Source organism: Corynebacterium sp. HMSC064E08 (genome assembly GCF_001811805.1).
Classification (GTDB): Bacteria; Actinomycetota; Actinomycetes; order Mycobacteriales; family Mycobacteriaceae; genus Corynebacterium; species Corynebacterium jeikeium_D.
In genome coordinates this window covers 314600-332315 of the sequence record NZ_KV806693.1, presented here as the reverse complement: position 1 = coordinate 332315, position 17716 = coordinate 314600, and the positions used below count along the sequence as shown (strand labels likewise).

14 protein-coding genes and 1 tRNA gene are annotated in these 17716 nt (G+C 62.7%); 14 read left to right on the top strand and 1 reads right to left on the bottom strand.

The genetic code is table 11. The features are described 5' to 3' along the window. The first annotated feature begins 104 nt into the window (after positions 1 to 104). The 13 genes from HMPREF2820_RS03025 to HMPREF2820_RS02965 all read left to right on the top strand — a co-directional run bounded on the left by HMPREF2820_RS03025 (position 105) and on the right by HMPREF2820_RS02965 (position 14641). A complete protein-coding gene (locus HMPREF2820_RS03025; protein ID WP_070602685.1) occupies positions 105 to 1736 on the top strand; it encodes a CTP synthase in 1632 nt (543 codons plus the stop codon). 48 nt (positions 1737 to 1784) lie between these two features. Next, complete coding sequence (locus tag HMPREF2820_RS03020; RefSeq protein ID WP_070602683.1) at positions 1785 to 2438, top strand: NUDIX domain-containing protein; 654 nt, start codon at positions 1785 to 1787, stop codon at positions 2436 to 2438. Next, complete coding sequence (locus HMPREF2820_RS03015; RefSeq protein WP_070602681.1) at positions 2435 to 3373, top strand: site-specific tyrosine recombinase XerD; 939 nt, start codon at positions 2435 to 2437, stop codon at positions 3371 to 3373. The genes HMPREF2820_RS03020 and HMPREF2820_RS03015 overlap by 4 nt, the downstream gene beginning before the upstream one ends. A 64-nt stretch (positions 3374 to 3437) precedes the next feature. Next, a complete protein-coding gene (locus HMPREF2820_RS03010) occupies positions 3438 to 4313 on the top strand; it encodes a ParA family protein (protein ID WP_049189940.1) in 876 nt (291 codons plus the stop codon). A gap of 3 nt (positions 4314 to 4316) precedes the next feature. Further along, complete coding sequence (locus HMPREF2820_RS03005; protein WP_172954612.1) at positions 4317 to 5159, top strand: segregation and condensation protein A; 843 nt, start codon at positions 4317 to 4319, stop codon at positions 5157 to 5159. A 178-nt stretch (positions 5160 to 5337) separates the two neighbouring features. Beyond that, positions 5338 to 5952, top strand: a complete 615-nt coding sequence (scpB, locus tag HMPREF2820_RS03000) for an SMC-Scp complex subunit ScpB (RefSeq protein ID WP_049189939.1) — start codon at positions 5338 to 5340, stop codon at positions 5950 to 5952. A gap of 391 nt (positions 5953 to 6343) precedes the next feature. Continuing rightward, positions 6344 to 7477: a PDDEXK family nuclease gene (locus HMPREF2820_RS02995; protein WP_070602679.1), complete on the top strand. Its 1134-nt coding sequence runs from the start codon at positions 6344 to 6346 to the stop codon at positions 7475 to 7477. Between the two features lie 209 nt (positions 7478 to 7686). Then, positions 7687 to 9069 (top strand): adenosylmethionine--8-amino-7-oxononanoate transaminase, encoded by a 1383-nt coding sequence (locus HMPREF2820_RS02990; protein WP_246822194.1) that lies wholly within the window; start codon positions 7687 to 7689, stop codon positions 9067 to 9069. 27 nt (positions 9070 to 9096) lie between these two features. Then, positions 9097 to 9786, top strand: a complete 690-nt coding sequence (gene bioD / locus HMPREF2820_RS02985) for a dethiobiotin synthase (RefSeq protein ID WP_048734005.1) — start codon at positions 9097 to 9099, stop codon at positions 9784 to 9786. A 342-nt stretch (positions 9787 to 10128) separates the two neighbouring features. After that, positions 10129 to 10980 (top strand): pseudouridine synthase, encoded by an 852-nt coding sequence (locus HMPREF2820_RS02980; protein WP_083308409.1) that lies wholly within the window; start codon positions 10129 to 10131, stop codon positions 10978 to 10980. Positions 10981 to 11031: 51 nt separating this feature from the next. Next, positions 11032 to 13332 (top strand): bifunctional cytidylate kinase/GTPase Der, encoded by a 2301-nt coding sequence (gene der, locus HMPREF2820_RS02975; RefSeq protein WP_049193559.1) that lies wholly within the window; start codon positions 11032 to 11034, stop codon positions 13330 to 13332. A 156-nt stretch (positions 13333 to 13488) separates the two neighbouring features. Further along, positions 13489 to 14481, top strand: a complete 993-nt coding sequence (locus tag HMPREF2820_RS02970; protein ID WP_070602675.1) for a PASTA domain-containing protein — start codon at positions 13489 to 13491, stop codon at positions 14479 to 14481. An 86-nt stretch (positions 14482 to 14567) separates the two neighbouring features. Then, positions 14568 to 14641, top strand: a tRNA-Pro gene (locus HMPREF2820_RS02965). 97 nt (positions 14642 to 14738) lie between these two features. Here HMPREF2820_RS02965 and rraA read toward each other — a convergent pair. Continuing rightward, positions 14739 to 15212 carry a ribonuclease E activity regulator RraA gene (rraA, locus tag HMPREF2820_RS02960; protein ID WP_016422839.1) on the bottom strand — a complete coding sequence of 158 codons (474 nt, stop codon included), beginning with the start codon at positions 15210 to 15212 and terminating at the stop codon, positions 14739 to 14741. 190 nt (positions 15213 to 15402) lie between these two features. Between rraA and secA2 the strand changes: the two genes are divergently transcribed. Further along, the gene (gene secA2, locus HMPREF2820_RS02955; RefSeq protein WP_070602673.1) at positions 15403 to 17682 is read left to right on the top strand and encodes an accessory Sec system translocase SecA2; all 2280 of its coding nucleotides are present in this window, start codon (positions 15403 to 15405) and stop codon (positions 17680 to 17682) included. Positions 17683 to 17716: the final 34 nt, after the last annotated feature.

Genomic DNA, 17716 nt, shown 5'->3' with positions numbered 1-17716 from the left:
GATGGGGCGCGGCTCCGCAAAAGTTACCCAAATATGAAATAGGTATCCGCCATTATGAAAAGTCGCTTGCGTTCACACCCGCGCAAGCGATATTCTGAAGTCCCGTGGTTACGAAATACATCATCGTTACAGGAGGCGTGGCCTCCTCCCTCGGCAAAGGCTTAACTGCGGCATCGCTCGGCCGCCTGCTCACCTCGCGTGGTCTCAAAGTGACTATGCAAAAGCTCGATCCCTACCTCAACGTGGATCCTGGCACCATGAACCCCTTCCAGCACGGCGAGGTTTTCGTCACCGAAGACGGTGCAGAAACCGACCTTGACCTCGGTCACTACGAGCGCTTCCTCGACCGCAACCTCTCCGCCGGCGGCAATGTCACCACCGGCAAGGTCTATTCCTCGGTCATCGCCAAGGAGCGCCGCGGCGAATTCCTCGGCCAGACAGTCCAGGTCATCCCGCACATCACCGACGAGATCAAATCCCGCATCGTCGCGATGGGCAATGCCGACGCAAACGGCGAAAAGCCCGACGTGGTCATCACCGAAATCGGCGGCACCGTCGGCGATATCGAATCGCAGCCCTTCCTGGAAGCCGCGCGGCAAGTGCGTCACGACGTCGGCCGCGAAAACGTCTTCTACCTGCACGTGTCGCTGGTCCCGTACCTCGGCCCGTCCAAGGAACTGAAGACCAAGCCCACCCAGCACTCGGTGGCTGAGCTTCGCTCGATTGGTCTGGTTCCCGATGCCGTCGTTTTGCGATGCGACCGCGACGTCCCTGACTCCCTCAAAAACAAGATTGCGCTGATGTGCGACATCGACCGCGAGGGCGTGGTGTCCTGCCCGGATGCGCCGAGCATCTACGACATCCCGAAGGTCCTCTACGACGAGCACCTGGACACCTTCATCATCCGCCGCCTGAACCTGCCGTTCCGCGACATGGATTGGGCCGTGTGGGGAGACCTGCTCGAGCGCGTCCACAACCCGAAGGGCGAGGTCACGGTGGCGCTCGTCGGCAAGTACATTGACCTGCCGGACGCCTACCTGTCCGTCGCGGAAGCTGTGCGTGCCGCCGGTTTTGCTCACCGCGTGAAGGCGAACATCCGTTGGGTCGCGTCCGATGACTGCGAAACCCCCGAGGGGCTGAAGCAAAACATGGCCGGCGTGGACGCGATCGTCATTCCCGGCGGCTTCGGCGGGCGCGGCATCGAAGGCAAGATCGCGACCATCCGTTACGCCAAGCAGACCGGCACGCCACTGCTGGGAATCTGCCTGGGCATGCAGTGTGTCGTCATTGAGGCGGCGCGCACCGCAGGCGTTGAGGGCGCATCTTCCACCGAATTCGACGAGAACGCGACCGAGCCGGTCATCGCCACGATGGAGGAGCAGCTGCAGGCCGTCTCCGGTGAGGCTGACCTGGGCGGATCCATGCGCCTGGGCTCCTACCCGGCGAAGCTCGCCGAAGACTCCGTTGTCGCCGGCCTCTACGGCACCACCGATGTCACCGAGCGCCACCGCCACCGGTACGAGGTCAACAACGCCTACCGAGCCCAGCTCGAAGAGGCAGGCCTGGTCATCTCGGGCACCTCGCCGGACGGCAAGCTCGTCGAATTCGTCGAATACCCCACGGACGTGCACCCATACCTCGTGGCCACGCAGGCGCACCCGGAGCTGAAGTCACGCCCCACCAACGCCCATCCGCTTTTCGACGGCCTCATCGCCGCAGCCCTCAAGCGCAACTAGCCCTGACTCCGCGAGGGCGAATCCGGCCTACCTATTAGAGTGAAGCTCATGGCGCACCAATTTGACGTTGTTGATTCCGAGATTGTTCTCGAAGCACCTATTATCGCGGTCCGCCGCGACCAGGTGCGAATGCCGGGTGGAAATGTGTCCGCCCGCGAGATTGTGGAGCACTTCGGAGCTGTCGCAGTCGTTGTCGCGGATGAGGATAACCGCCTCTACCTGCTCAATCAGTGGCGGCAGGCAGCGGGACAGCGCCTGGTGGAGTTGCCGGCCGGGCTTCTCGATGTCGCGGACGAGGACCCGCTGGAGGCCGCCAAACGCGAGCTGGTCGAGGAAGCCGGACTGGAGGCTGAGTCCTGGTCCCTGCTTACCGATATGTTCAGCTCGCCCGGGTTCGCAGAGGAAGCGGTCCGGATCTATCTGGCCAGGGGGCTCCGTGCCGTCGATAAGCCGGAAGCCCACGATGAGGAAGCGGACATGACTGCGTCGTGGGTTCCGGTGGATGAGGCGGTGGCGATGGCGCTGCGCGGAGAGGTCCTCAACGGCATCGCGCTGTCCGGCATTCTGCTGGTGGCGGAGGTGCTGCTGAGGGGTGCGACGCCGCGCTCGGTCGCGGAGCCGTTCGACATTCGACCGACGGCCCTGGCGAAGCGTCGAACAGAGCAGCTCGGCGCCGGCGCGGACCTGAAACGTATCCGATGAGTTCGATCGATCCGCTTGTCGACGCCTTCGTCACCTACCTCGCGGTGGAAAAGGGCCTGTCGGCGAATACGCTCGCCAGTTATAAGCGCGACTTGGAGAAGTACCGCACCTATCTGCGGGAGATTGGGCGTACGCGATTGGCACAGGTCACCGAGCAGGATGTGTCAGAGTTCCTGGCGTATCTCGCGCGGGGAGATAAGTCGGCGGGAAGGCCAGCGCTGGCCCCGACCTCGGTGACGCGGTCGCTGTCGGCCGTGCGGAGTTTCCACAAGTTCGCGGTGGGTGAGGGCGCGTTGGATGTGGATGTCGCCAAGCGGGTGGCGCCGCCGAAGCAGCCCTCTCGGTATCCGAAGGCACTCAGCATTGATGAGGTCACCCGGCTTATCGAGTCCATCCCCGACGATGAGACCGCCGACGTGACGGATTTGCGCAACCGTGCACTGGTGGAGTTTTTGTACTCGACCGGTGCGCGCGTTTCCGAGGTCACCGGCCTGGATATCGATGACGTGGATCGCGAAACCAACCTCGTGTTGCTGCGCGGTAAGGGCGGCAAGGAGCGCATCGTGCCCGTGGGATCGCCGGCTATGGCGGCGCTGGATGCGTGGCTGACGCGCGGGCGGCCGAGCTGGGTGCGGGCGAACTCCGGGCCGGCACTGTTTATTAACTCGCTGGGGCGCAGGCTGTCTCGGCAGTCGGCGGGAAATACGCTGGCGGAGCTGGGTGAGCGCGCCGGGTTGAAGGTGAAAATTTCCCCGCACACCCTGCGGCACAGTTTCGGCACACATCTCATCGAGGGCGGTGCCGATGTGCGTGTTGTCCAGGAGCTGCTTGGGCACGCCTCGGTGACGACGACTCAGATTTACACCATGATTACCGCGGAGAATATGCGACGAGTCTGGGCGGGGGCTCACCCACGGGCTGAATACTCGCGGTAATATGTGGCGGTAATATATCGCGCAGTAGAATTGATGAGAAATCTTCAAGGAAGAGGGATTGACTGTGGCAGAAGAAGGGTTGTTTGAGGCCGATCGAGTTGAACTCGGTCTCACCGGTCGTCCGGCACGTGAGCTGCCGGAACCCGCACCCCTGAACAGTCACGGCCCCGCAGTCATCCTGGCAATGTGTAACCAGAAGGGCGGCGTGGGTAAGACCACCTCGACCATTAACCTGGGTGCGGCGCTGGCAGAGTTCGGTCGTAAAGTCCTGCTCGTTGACTTGGATCCGCAAGGCGCACTATCCGCCGGTCTTGGTGTTCCCCATGAGGAACTCGACCTGACGGTCTACAACCTCATCGTCGACGACACCACCGATGTCCGCGATGCCATCCACCACACCAAGGTCTCCGGCCTGGACCTCGTTCCGGCCAACATTGACCTGTCGGCTGCGGAGATTCAGCTTGTTAACGAAGTCGGCCGCGAACAGGCCCTCGGACGCGCGCTGCGCCCAGTGATGAATGACTACGACTTCATCATCATTGACTGCCAGCCGTCGCTAGGCCTGTTGACCGTCAATGCGCTGACCATCTCCGAGGGCGTCATCATCCCGATGGTGGCGGAGTACTTCTCCCTGCGCGGTCTGGCACTGCTCACCGACACGGTGGCCAAGGTCCGCGACCGCCTGAACTTCAACCTGGAAGTCTCCGGCATCCTGGTCACCATGTTCGACCGCCGCACGCGCCACGCCAAGGAAGTCATGGAGCGCCTCATCGAGGTCTTCGGCGACAAGGTCTTCGACACGGTCATCACCCGTACCGTCCGCTTCCCGGAAACCTCAGTCGCCGGCGAGCCCATCACCACCTGGGCGCCAAACACCCCAGCTGCGGCACAGTACCGCAACCTGGCCCGCGAGGTCATCGAGCGCAAAGGCCGCAAATAATAGGTGACTTCCCCGGATAGTTACACTCCCGAACCGTCGTCAAGCGAGGGCGTGCAGGAAGAGATCACCGGCTTCCGCGTCGCGCTCGCAAACTTCAACGGGCCTTTCGACCTGCTGCTGCAGCTCATCAGCAGCAAAAAGATGGACGTCACCGAGGTCGCGCTGGCGGCGGTGACCGACGAGTTCATCTCGTACACGCGCAGCCTCGACGCAGTCAGCGACCTCGACGAAATCACCGAATTCCTCGTCGTGGCAGCGACGCTGCTCGACCTCAAGACCGCACGACTTCTGCCGCGTGGCGACGTCGACAGCGAAGAAGACCTCGAACTGCTAGAAGCGCGCGACCTGCTGTTCGCCCGACTGCTGCAATACCAGGCGTATGGCAAGGTAGCCGACCAATTCGAGGAGTGGCAGAAGACCGCGCCGCGGCGCTATCCGCGAGCTGTGGGGCCGGACAAGCAGTTCGAGGAGCTGCTGCCGCCCGTGCGCCTGGGCATGACGCTTGGGGAGTTCGCCGAGTTTGCGGCCGTCGTGATGCGGCCGAAGCCGCCGGAGGAAGTCGGTGTCGGGCACATTCACGGTGTGCCCGTGTCAGTGCCGGAGCAGGCGGGCAAGATTCTGGACTCGCTGCGGCTGGCCGGCGAGGGGACCTGGTTGACGTTTACGCAGCTGACCTCGGAGTGCCGTGTGTCCATGGAGGTTGTTGGGCGGTTCCTGGCGCTACTGGAGCTCTACCGAGCCAAAGCGATCGGTGTGGAGCAGGAGGAAGCGCTGGAGGAAATCCACGTGGCCTGGACCGGACTGGACGTGGACCCGGCCGTCGTGGCGGCGGCGAACTGGGAGTAGGTGGCTGGGCTGCGTTGGGGCTGGCTGTTGGGGCTGGGCTGTTGGGACTTGGCTGTTGGGCGTGGGCTTGGTCGGGCGTGGGCTTGGTCGGGCGTGGGCTTGGTTGGGCTGGCGCTAACAGCTGATTAGCGCCCGGCCAATTAGCGCCCGGCGCGGGAGGTTGCGTAATCTGACGCGCATGAGCGAAACCAGTTCCGCACCATCCGAGCAGGCCGTGGAGCCCGTGTCTGCTTCTTCGGCGCAATTGCCGCCCATTGACCCGTTGCGAGCAGGCGTGGAGTCGATTCTGCTGGTAGTCGATACGCCGGTGGCGGCGGAGGATATGGCGCGGGCGCTGGATGTTTCCGCAAGTGATGTCCGTGACGTGCTTCGCGAGATCGAGTACGAATACCGTGCACGTCGCAGCGGCATTGAGCTGCGTGAAACGGATGAGGGCTGGCGCTTCTACACGGCTCCCGCGCACGCCAGCGCGGTGGAGCGATTCTTGCTGGATGGCTCGCAGTCGAAGCTCTCACGTGCAGCTATGGAGACGCTGGCAGTGGTGGCTTACCGACAGCCGGCCACGCGTGCGCAGGTCTCCGGTGTACGCGGTGTCAATGTCGATGGGGTGATGCGCACGCTGGTCGCGCGCGGTCTGATTGCGGAGTCCGGAGAGGACCCGGCAACCGGCGCGCATTTGTACGTTACGACGACGCTGTTCCTGGAGCTTTTGGGGATTGATTCGCTGGACCAGCTGCCTGATTTGGCTCCGCTGCTGCCTGAAGTCGACTTGATCGACGAGCCGTTGGACTAGGTGGGGTTCTGGGGCGGTTGGACAGGGGGCCTAGCTGGGCCGCGGGGCTGCGGGGCTCGCTCCATCGGCTAACCCACTTCACGACACGCGTGTCACCTCATGCCACCTCCACAGCTGCCACGAGGTGACATGGGTGTCGTGAAGTCGCATTTTGGGGCTGGGTTTGCTGCTCGCCTCAGCTCACCGCGAGCCTTTGCATCCCCTCCGCACACACCACACCCACCACACGCCCTGTGGATAACTCCCGAAAACTGCACACTATCCACAGTCGACGCCAAATCGACGCCTTCTGAGCCTCCGTGTGAGCCCAAAAATGAGAACGTAGCACTCACCAACACTCACATCACCACCCACCAGCCAGCAGTTGCCTGGACCTCAGGAGCGCAATCCGATGCCGCAGTGGATCTTCGACGCCGACGACATCATCCGTACCGGCCAGCAGCGCGAATGCGCCCGCCCCAGCACATTCGCAATTTCCCGAATCGGCCAGCACTCCGACCGAGATCTCCTCCGGCGGGCCAAAAGCGGCAGCCTCCTGTGGCTCGCATACGGCGCGTACGTGCCTGTCGACAGGTGGCTCACCCTAAACAGCACCGAACGCTACGTCCTGGAAATCAAAGCGCTCGTCCATCGCGACACCGCCACCGTAGTCACCCGCGATGCCGCCGCTGCTCTCCACGGTTTACCTCTACTTACGCACAACACTCCCATCGCGGTAGCCAACTCCGGCCGCAAGCGCGGGCAATCGCGAAGCACACCGAATGGCCCGTACCAGCCGCACAAACGCCTCATCCGCGTCTCCGGCCGGATTCTCCCCGAGGACATCGTAGAAATCGATGGCCGCCTCGTCACCGATGTCCCAAAGTCCGTCATCGACGTCTGCCGTTCGCGCACCCCGCACAATGCATTAGTGCTTGCCGACGCCGCCCTCCAGCGCCACACCGACACCGAGGAGCTGTTGGCCACGTTGGCTGCATATCCGCGTGCTCCGGGAAATGCACAGGCCAGGAGATTGTTGGGGCAAGCGACAGCGTCGTCGGAAAGCATTGGGGAATCGCTCACTAAAGAAGCAATCGTCCAGGCGGGGCTAGCTTCTGTCAACGATTCTCGGACTCCGTTGCTCCAGCAGGTTTCCTTTCGGGATAATCGTGGCTTCATCGCACGCGTGGACTTCTACCTGCCCGAACTTGGGCTGGTCGTCGAGTTCGACGGCCGTATGAAATACACCGACGGTGGAGTCGCGGACACGCAGGTGGCAATCGCAAAGGAGCTGGAGCGCGAAAAGCGTCTGAAGAACCTCGGACTGAATGTCATCCGAATCGTCTGGTCACAGCTTTTCGACGGCACCGCCGTAGCCACCTTGCGGCAAGCGGCCGCAGAAATCCGACGTCACCTGGCAAATGGTGGCAGTTGCTATCGCGGAAACTACGCCTTCGCGCGGCAGCCCATCACAATCACAGGTAAGGCGGCCGAGTTGGCCATGCGTCGCCGACGAGTGTGGAGCCAGGCGGGGCGGCTGTACTAGGCGGCGTCGGCACCGCTCTCGGCCCGCTTCCACAGGCCCTAAGTCCACTTCACGACACGAGTGTCACCTCATGCCACCTCCACAGCTGCCACGAGGTGACATGGGTGTCGTAAAGTCACTGAGACTGTCTGTAATCCTTGCGAGAAGCTCCACCACCAACCCCGAACGGCGTTCAAGTCTGGCGCTGTACAGGTATTATGCTGAGTATCATGACAGCCTCGGAAACCGCCCAGCCGCACACCCCGCAGCACTCCCAGTCGCACACCCCGCAGCACTCCCAACCACCCGCCCAACCACACACCCAGCCAGCCATCGCCGACCTCGCCCAATTCGACGCCGACCACATCTGGCACCCATACGGCCCCATCCCGTCGCCGGTTGCGCCCAAGCTGGTCGAGTCCGCCGAGGGCGTCAACCTCCACCTCGCCGACGGCCGCACCCTCATCGACGGCATGAGCAGCTGGTGGGCCGCTTGCCACGGCCACTCGCACCCGAAGCTGATCGCAGCCGCGAAGAAGCAGGCCACCACGATGTCGCATGTCATGTTCGGCGGACTCACACACCGTCCGGCCATCGAACTGGCGGAGAAGCTCCTAAAGCTCGCAGGCCCCGGCTTCGATGCCATTTTTTACTCCGACTCGGGTTCGGTCTCTGTCGAGGTGGCGATCAAAATGGCGCTGCAGTACCAGCAGGCCAAAGGCCATCCCGAGCGCACCCGCCTGGCCACTTGGCGTGGCGGCTATCACGGCGACACTCGCGCGCCCATGACCGTCTGCGACCCCGAGGGCGGCATGCATTCGCTGTGGACGGGGCAGTGGGCTCCGCAGGTCTTCGCCGACAAACCACCCGCCCGCGGCGCAACCGAGGAGGAACGCGCACGCTATCTCGCGCACTTCGATTCGCTTATCGACGACTCCGTCGCCGGCATCATTATTGAACCGGTAGTCCAAGGCGCTGGTGGCATGCGGTTCCATGACCACGAGCTGCTTGTGGGGCTCCGGAAGCTGTGTGACAAGCACGGCATTCTCCTTATTGCGGATGAGATCGCCACCGGCTTCGGCCGGGCCGGTGACCTGTTCACGACGCAGGCGGCCGGGATTGTGCCGGATATTATGTGTGTCGGCAAGGCGCTGACCGGCGGCTTTATGAGCTTCGCAGCCACCCTCACCACCGCCGACGTGGCTCGCACCATTTCCAGTGGCGCAGGCGGAGGCATCATGCACGGCCCGACCTTCATGGGCAACCCGTTGGCCTGTGCCGTGGCCTGCGCGCAGCTCGACCTGATTGCAGAAGGGCAGTGGCGTGAGGATGTCCCGCGCATCGAATCCCGACTTCGCAACCAGCTCCAGCCCCTAGCCAGCAGCGATGCCGTGGCCGATGTGCGGGTTCTTGGCGCAATCGGGGTCGTGGAGATGCAGCGCCCCGTGGACATGGGTCTGGCCACCGCAGCGGCCGTCGATGCCGGGGTGTGGCTGCGGCCATTCGGCAAATTGGTGTACACCATGCCGCCGTACATCAGCACCAATGACGAGGTCGACCGTATCTGCGAGGCCATCGCCGCCATCGTCGCCGCGGAGGAAAAACGCAAGTAGCGCAACCAAAAAGGAGTACCAACCACCATGAGCATCGTCCTTGTTACAGGCACCGGTACCGATATTGGAAAGACCATCGGTACGGCAGCCCTGGCGGCGGCACTTCGCGAGGAGGGTAAGGAGGTGCACGTCGTCAAGCCAATTCAGACCGGTTTCCCGGGCCCTGACGGCGGTGATTTGGACACTGTCGCGGAGCTGACGGGGATCGACAACCTGCATGGTTTCGAGCGTTACCCCGAGCCGATGGCGCCGGTGGCGGCGGCGCAGCGCGCGGGAATGCGCCTGCCGGAGGCCACGGAAATCGCGGAGAAGATCAAGCTTATCGACGGGCCGAACCGCGTTGTCCTCGTGGAGGGTGCGGGCGGCTTGCTGGTGCGACTCGGCGAGGACTGGGCGCTGCCGGAGCTGGCGGGGTTGTTGCCGGGTAGTCAGATGGTGGTCGTGACGCGGTTGGACCTGGGTTGCCTGAACGAGGCGGAGCTCACCGTCGAGGTGGCGCGGGGCCGTGGAGTCAATGTCACGGCGCTGGTGGGCGGTTCGTTGCCGGCGGAGGTCGACCCGATCATTGAGACGAACCTGGAGGAACTGCCGCGCATCACCGGGGTGCCGCTGCTGGGGTCGGTGCAGGCGGGAGCTGGCGCGCTGGACCGGCAGGAGTTTGTGGCGAAAGCTACGCAGTGGCTGCCGGGCGTGCGAGAGTGGGCCGCAGCGCTGTAAAAGACGTTGTAGGTGGAGGCCGCGCGGGACGTCGTTAAGCTGGCGTTTTGCGAAAAACGTGCTAAGGTGGCTAGACGACAAGGCGCGAGGCTTTCTCTGTAATTCTCTTTATTAACCTGCTTCCACCGGCCAATTTTGGGCCCACGGGGGAGAGAACAGCGTCGCCTGGCGCTGACGTTCTAACAAACAGAACATTCTCCAACGCTTGAAAAGGATGTAGGTCAAGTGGCTAAACCCGCTCGCCGAGAAGGCACACCGGCACACAAGAACCGTAAGAATCAATCCAACCGCGGCTCCACTAACGCCCAGCGCAACCGCAGCCGTCGCGACAGCGGCGCGAAGATGGAGACCTCCAACGTCCACGCGAAGGACATCTACGTATCCAACGCTCGCCCGGCGCGCCACCAGCATGTGGACGACAACCGCCGCGGCTCGGGCAAGCGCGTGCACAGCGAAGCAGGTGAAGGCGTACGTCTGCAGAAGGTCCTGGCACAGGCAGGCGTGGCGTCGCGTCGTATGGCGGAAAAGCTTATCGACGAAGGCCGCGTCGAGGTCGACGGCAAGATTGTGACGCGGCAGGGCGTGCGGGTGGACCCGAACACGTCTGTGATTCGCGTTGATGGTTCCCGCGTCATCGTCAATGAGGACATGCAGTACTTCGTCCTGAACAAGCCGCGTGGCGTGCAGTCGACCATGCACGATGACATGGGCCGCCCGTGTGTGGGCGACATCATCGGTGAGAAGATCAGCGCTGGTCAGCGACTCTTCCACGTGGGACGACTGGATGCGCCCACCGAGGGTCTGCTGCTGCTCACCAACGATGGTGAGCTGGCCAACCGCCTGATGCACCCGAGTTACGAGGTCACCAAGACCTACATGGCCACCGTTGTCGGTGAGGTCGATGCCAAGGTCATGCGTGAGCTGGAAAAGGGCATTGAGCTCGATGATGGCATCGCTAAGGCGGACATGGCGCAGATTATTGACATCTGGCAGGGCCGCTCTATCGTCCGCATCGAGCTGCACGAGGGCCGCAAGCACATCGTCCGCCGGATGCTCAAGACTGCGGGCTTCCCGGTCGAGCGCCTGGTGCGCACTAAGATTCACACTGTCCAGCTGGGCGAGCAGACCCCGGGCGCTCTCCGCGCACTCAACCGCGCTGAGCTGACCTCCCTCTACAACGCGGTGGGGCTGTAAATGGCACTAGTGAAAAAGAACGAAGAGAACCAAGGAGCTGAAGGAGCCCACATGAGCGAGCAGAACACTGACGACATGCTGTTGGTTGCCATTGACGGCCCTTCCGGCACTGGCAAGTCGACTGTCTCTCGGATGGTCGCAACCGAGCTGGGTGCAAAGTACCTGGACACCGGCGCTATGTACCGCGTTGCCACCCTGTGGGTGCTGCGCCAGGGCATCGACCCGACCGACGAGGAAGCCGTGGCCAAGGCGACGGCCGCCCTGCCACTGGAAGTCTCCGATGACCCGAACTCCACCGCCGTCCTCCTCGACGGCGAGGATGTCTCCGGCGAGATTCGCGGCCCGGAGGTCACCCGCAACGTGTCGGCGGTCTCCGCGATTCCGGCCGTGCGCACCAACCTGGTCGCACTCCAGCGTTCGCTGGCCGCATCGGCTGTGCGCTGTGTGGTGGAAGGCCGCGATATCGGCACGGTCGTGCTCCCGGACGTTCCGGCGAAGATCTTCATGACCGCCTCCGCAGAGGTCCGCGCTCGCCGCCGCTACGACCAGGACATCGCTGCTGGTCGTGAGGCTGACTTCGACACCGTGCTTGCCGACGTCATCCGCCGCGACGAACTCGACAGCAACCGTGCGACCTCTCCGCTGAAGCCAGCCGAGGACGCGTTCATTCTGGACACCTCTGAGATGGACATTGAAGAGGTCGTGGAAAACGTCCTCGATGTCGTTGAGGCCGGCTACCCGGGGTCCACTATGGACTGGGACGATGTCGACAACGAGGAGTTCGAGGGCTCTTACGACGACTCCGAGGACGACACCGCCGGACACCTGGTCGCAAACGTGGAGAGCGAAAACGCGCCGGGCACCGCAGGCAGCCACACCAGCGCAGACGAGTTCATCGACCGCACGATTGCCGACCACGAGACGATCATCTCCGAAGCCATCGAGCGCGCCGAAACCGGCCAGATCGATGACGATGCCGACTGGGAAGAGCTGGAGAACGCTTTCGCAGCGCTTGGCGTGAGCGACGAGGAGGAAGAAGCTCTTCCGACCGTGGCCATTGTGGGACGACCGAATGTTGGTAAGTCCACCATGGTTAACAGGTTCATTGGCCGTCGTGAAGCAGTTGTCGAAGACTTCCCGGGCGTGACCCGCGACCGCATCTCCTACCTGGGTGAATGGGGCGGACGTCGCTTCTGGGTGCAGGACACCGGCGGCTGGGACCCGGACGCCAAGGGTATGCATGCGGCGATTGCTCGTCAGGCGGAGACCGCCATGGAGACCGCCGATGTGATTGTCATGGTCGTCGACACCACCGTCGGCATCACCGCCACGGAAGAGGTCATGGCCCGCCGCCTGCAGCGCGCGGAGCAGCCGGTTATTCTCGCCGCCAACAAGTTTGAGTCGGATTCGCAGCTTGGCGACGTCGCGGAGTTCTGGGCCCTCGGGCTCGGCGAGCCGCACCCAACCTCGGCCCTTCACGGTCGTGGCAATGCCGACGTAATGGACGAAGTGGTGTCCTCCTTCCCGGAGGTGCCGCGTGCGAAGTCGCTGCCGACCGGGCCGCGCCGCGTGGCGCTGGTGGGCAAGCCGAATGTGGGCAAGTCTTCGCTGCTGAACAAGCTCTCCGGTGAAGATCGCGCAGTGGTCAGCGACGTGGCCGGTACCACGGTTGACCCGGTGGACTCGCTGGTGCAGATGGACGAGGCGCTGTGGCGCTTCGTCGATACCGCTGGTATTCGCAAGAAGACCAAGACCGCCAAGGGCCACGAGTTCTACGCCTCGCTGCGTACTCGTTCGACGATTGACAACGCCGAGGTCGTGATTTTCCTGGTCGATGCCTCCGAGCAGATTACCGAGCAGGACCAGCGCGTGCTGCGCATGATTCTCGACTCTGGTCGCGCACTTGTGGTCGCCTACAACAAGTGGGACCTCATGGATGAGGACCGCCGCGATCTGCTCGAGCGCGAAATTGAAGAGCAGCTAGCACACGTGCCGTGGGCTCGTCGGGTGAACATCTCCGCCAAGACTGGTCGCGCTGTGCAGAAGCTGGAGCCGGCCATGCTGGAGGCCGTGGAGTCGTGGGATAAGCGCATCTCCACTGGTCGCCTGAACACTTGGTTGCGTGCGATTATGCAGCAGAACCCGCCACCGCTGCGTGGTGGCCGCCAGCCGCGCGTGCTGTTTGCCACCCAGGCATCCTCGCGCCCGCCGGTGATTGTACTGTTCACAACTGGGTTCCTGGAGCATGGCTACCGTCGCTTCCTGGAGCGCAAGCTACGTGAAGAATTCGGTTTCGAGGGCTCGCCGGTGCGCATCGCGGTGCGTGTCCGCGAGAAGAAGAAGCGCCGCTAGGACCTGCTAGGAAGCACCGTCAGGTAGTTCCGTTCAGGCCTGCTAGTCGCTCGAATTGAGCTGAGAAAAGCCCAAAATGTGATTTAGGCAATTGCATTTTGGGCTTTTCGTTGGCATTTTGGAGTTTTAGGAAATTAGCGATAAGGAGAACTGACAATGGTCAGGCGCGGCAATAACCGTGACGGCTCTCAGCACGATGGCCGAGACAACAGCTACGGACGCGATTCCTCAAGCTCGTACGGCGATGACTCCGCGACTCGCTACATTCCGCGGGACGAGGGATACCGCGGATACAACCCAGATGCCGACTTCGCGGGCGAGCAGCCGACCGAATACTTCGGCGGCGACTCCTCTGAGACACAATTCCTGCAGCGCGGCGATGAAACACGTTTTGAGAACTCGCGAGGTGCCGAGGCCGGCGCCGGGGCGCAAGGAGCAGGTGCACAGGGTAGCGGCCAGTACTGGGCTCCGCTTTCTGAAGAAGAACGCGGCTATGGTCAGGCGGGCCAGCAGGCAGGTGCAACCCAGCAGTACTCCGCAGGCGGCGCAGGCGGTTACGGCGACATGAATAACGGCAACAACCGCGGTAATAACCGTGGCAACAGTGGCAATGATGACTCCAAGAAGGGCTGGGGCAAGCCTGTCGCCATCGTGGCCATCGCCGCCATGGTGGCCGTAGTCGCGCTGGTAGCCCTGGTTTTGTCCTTTACTTCCGGAACCGAGGACAAAAACGACAATACGGCGGTGCCGACGCAGGAGACGTCGTCAAGCCCGACGCCGACGACAACCTCGCCGGAAGAAACCACGACAAGTCCCACCGATCGCTTGGACCCGTCGGGCACGATTAACGACACCCGTGAGCGCCTCGAGCAGGAGCTCGACCAACTTCGCGAGTCGCCGCCAGCTATCCCCGGCCCCGGTGAGCGCAGCAGCGGTTGGGGCACCATCCCGCAGGGCGTGGTGGGCAAGAGTCCGGCATCGGTTGAGGTGGAATTGCGTACCAACGGCTACCAGAATGTGACTGTCGTCGACGCCGAGGGCAATCCGACCAACTCTGTGGCCGCGATCATGGGTAAGGTTGCCTCGATCGATCCGCCGGAGGGACAGATGGCGGAGACATCCACGCCTGTGACCATCTACCTGCAGTAATGCGGTAGCCAGGGAAGGTGCCAGGGGCGATTTTCGCCTTCAAACTCCAATGATGTAACCTATAGCTCGTTGCACTTTCGTGCACACGGGCTGTAGCGCAGTTTGGTAGCGCACCTCACTGGGGGTGAGGGGGTCGTCGGTTCAAATCCGGTCAGCCCGACAAAATAACCGCCGTCTTCTGGAAGATTCCGGGAGGCGGCGGTTTTGTTTGCGGCTTTTACTTTACGGTTTCGTTTGCCGTCTAGCGCGCGATGCTATTAGCGCACGACAATACCGTCGGAGTCAGCGTAGAGCGTCTCGCCCGGAACGAAGTCAATGCCGCCGAAGGAGACAACGACGTCGCGCTCGCCCTCGCCAGTCTTGGTGGACTTGCGCGGGTTGGTGCCAAGCGCCTTGCAGCCGAAGTCCATCTCGCCAATCAGCTTGGAGTCACGGATCGCGCCATTGACGACCACACCAGCCCAGCCATTGTCCTTGCCGAGACCCGCAATAACGTCACCGACCAGAGCCGTGTGCACAGAAGCGTCACCGTCGATGACGAGGACACCGCCTTCAGACGGCTCGGAGAGAACCTTCTTCAGCAGCGCATTGTCCTGGAAGCACTTGACCGTGGAGATCTTGCCGCAGAACTCCACGCGACCGCCGAGGTTGCGCATCTGGGTATCGCAGGAACGTACGTCCGGGCCGATCTCGTCAACCAGGTCAGCGGTGGGGATGAATTCGATTGCCATAGGGGATTCAAGTCCTTCCGAAAATTGCTCGCATCAAGTGTTAAACCCATTGTTTCAAACTCAAGATGTGACTAAAGACATATGGTGCAAATTCGCTGGCAGCGATTGACACTCCGAAGGCCGGCCCAGATTGATTACTCTGGTGAGTCAGAACGCGCCGACAACCACACGCGCGCAGGAAGGGTAGAAGATGGCTGGGTTTAATTGGTTTTGGAAGGCTCTTAGCGGCAAGCAGGGGCGCAACCAAAAACGCAGCGTAGGGCTGGTGGCACGCGCCGCTGAGCTTGAGCCGCAGGTACAGGCGCTTTCCGACGCCGACCTCGCCGACTTCACCCGCCAACACGCAACCGACGCACCGGAGCTTTTAGCTGCGCTCCGCGAAGTTTCCCAGCGCACCCTGTCTATGCGTCCCTTCGATGTGCAGCTGCAAGGCGCACTGGCGCTCATGGAGGGAGACGTCGTCCAGATGGCCACCGGTGAGGGCAAGACTCTCTCCGGCGCCCTGGCTGCAGCCGGGTTCGCGCTGCGTGGCCACCGCGTGCATTCTGTGACCGTCAACGACTACCTCGCAGGCCGCGACGCGCAGTGGATGCAACCGTTGTTCGGGTTCCTAGGGCTCTCGGTGGCGGCTATTTCGCCGCAGGAGGGACCGGGGGAGCGTCGTAAAGCATATGCGGCAGACATCGTCTACGCCGCCGTCAACGAACTCGGCTTCGACGTTCTGCGCGACCGCTGCGCGGCGTCCGTTGAAGACCGCGTGCAGTCGCCCGCTGATGTCGCGATCATCGACGAGGCCGACTCCGTGCTGGTGGATGAAGCGCTAGTCCCGCTCGTGCTTGCCGGCAATGAGCCGGGCACCGCACCGACCGGACAGATTACCGACGTGGTGCGCCGCCTGCAGCTCGGCGACGACTACACCGTCGACGAAGGTCGTCGCAACGTCTTCCTCACCGACACCGGCGCCGCACGCGTCGAACGCCTGCTTGGCATCGGCTCGCTGTACGACGCCGAACATGTCGGCACCACCCTAGTTCAGGTCAACGTTGCACTGCACGCTCACGAGTTGCTGCAGCGCGATGTCGACTACATCGTGCGCGACGGCAAGGTACAGCTCATCGACGCCTCGAAGGGACGCGTGGCGGAACTGCAGCGGTGGCCGGACGGTCTGCAAGCGGCGGTAGAGGCCAAGGAGGGCCTGCAGGTCTCTGAGGGCGGCCGAATCCTCGACTCCATGACCATCCAGCAACTCGTCGGCCGCTATGACATCACCTGCGGCATGACCGGCACCGCCACCTCCGCAGGAGACCAGTTCCGCGAGTTCTACGGACTTCACGTCTCCGTCATCGAACCCAACGTCCCATGCATTCGTGACGACGAGCCCGACCGCATCTACGCCACCACCGACGACGCGTTCGCCGCGCTTGTCGACGAGGTCGTGGAACTCAACGGCACTGGTCGACCAATACTCGTAGGCACCCGTGACGTGGCGGAATCGGAACGACTAGCCGATGCGCTGGTCCTGCGCGGCATCGAATCCTCGGTGCTGAACGCGAAAAATGACGAGCTGGAGGCCCAGGTCATCGCCAATGCTGGCGATATTGGCCGTGTCACGGTGTCCACTCAGATGGCCGGGCGAGGAACCGACATCCGTCTCGGCGGGGCAGATGAATCCAACCGCGATGCGGTCGTTGAGCGCGGTGGACTATGCGTCATTGGCCTGGGGAAGCACCGCACTGACCGACTGGACAATCAGCTGCGTGGCCGCGCCGGGCGCCAGGGCGATCCGGGCTCGTCGGTGTTCTTTGTCTCCCTGGATGATCCGGTGATTTCCGAGGGCGCTGCTGGCGAGACGCTGAGCGTGCTTCCCGAGGACGATGGCCGCGTCCGGGATAAGAGGGCCTATCAGTTCATCGACCGCGCACAGCGAGTGACAGAGGCGACCATGCTGTCGATTCATGCGACGACATGGAAGTACAACAAGCTCATCGGTGACCAGCGCGAGATTCTGGATGAGCGCAGGGAGAAACTGCTGACTACTAATGCTGCCTGGGAAGAACTGTCCAAGTTGGCATCGGCGCGGGCGAGGGAAGTCGAAGCCGCAGCCGGGCGCGATGTCGCCGAGGATGCTGCCCGGGAAATCATGCTGAGCCACCTGGATCGCGGATGGTCAGACCACCTGGCGGATCTGGATGACCTTCGGGAGTCGATTCACCTGCGCGCGCTGGCTAAGGAAAGCCCCATTGATGAGTTCCACCGCGCCGCCATCGGCGCCTTTAAGAGCCTGGTGAACAATGCCGTTACCGAGTCGGTGCAGACCTTCCAAGAGGTCGAAATCGACAGCGAAGGCGCACATCTAGAGGACACGGGTCTTGCTCGCCCGAGCTCGACGTGGACGTACATGGTCAACGACAACCCATTGAGCAATGGTGGCGGCTCGGTCGTCGGCTCAATTGCAGCGATGTTTAGGTAAGCCGTAACCACAGGTTTGGTAACAATTTGAAAAT

What these genes read in the sequence shown, in the direction of transcription:
- HMPREF2820_RS03020 (WP_070602683.1), top strand. Translation starts at nt 1,785, where the DNA reads ATGGCGCACCAATTTGACGTTGTTGATTCCGAGATTGTTCTCGAAGCA.
- HMPREF2820_RS03015 (WP_070602681.1), top strand. Translation starts at nt 2,435, where the DNA reads ATGAGTTCGATCGATCCGCTTGTCGACGCCTTCGTCACCTACCTCGCG.
- scpB (WP_049189939.1), top strand. Translation starts at nt 5,338, where the DNA reads ATGAGCGAAACCAGTTCCGCACCATCCGAGCAGGCCGTGGAGCCCGTG.
- HMPREF2820_RS02995 (WP_070602679.1), top strand. Translation starts at nt 6,344, where the DNA reads ATGCCGCAGTGGATCTTCGACGCCGACGACATCATCCGTACCGGCCAG.
- HMPREF2820_RS02990 (WP_246822194.1), top strand. Translation starts at nt 7,687, where the DNA reads ATGACAGCCTCGGAAACCGCCCAGCCGCACACCCCGCAGCACTCCCAG.
- bioD (WP_048734005.1), top strand. Translation starts at nt 9,097, where the DNA reads ATGAGCATCGTCCTTGTTACAGGCACCGGTACCGATATTGGAAAGACC.
- HMPREF2820_RS02980 (WP_083308409.1), top strand. Translation starts at nt 10,129, where the DNA reads ATGGAGACCTCCAACGTCCACGCGAAGGACATCTACGTATCCAACGCT.
- der (WP_049193559.1), top strand. Translation starts at nt 11,032, where the DNA reads ATGAGCGAGCAGAACACTGACGACATGCTGTTGGTTGCCATTGACGGC.
- HMPREF2820_RS02970 (WP_070602675.1), top strand. Translation starts at nt 13,489, where the DNA reads ATGGTCAGGCGCGGCAATAACCGTGACGGCTCTCAGCACGATGGCCGA.
- rraA (WP_016422839.1), bottom strand. Translation starts at nt 15,212, where the DNA reads ATGGCAATCGAATTCATCCCCACCGCTGACCTGGTTGACGAGATCGGC.
- secA2 (WP_070602673.1), top strand. Translation starts at nt 15,403, where the DNA reads ATGGCTGGGTTTAATTGGTTTTGGAAGGCTCTTAGCGGCAAGCAGGGG.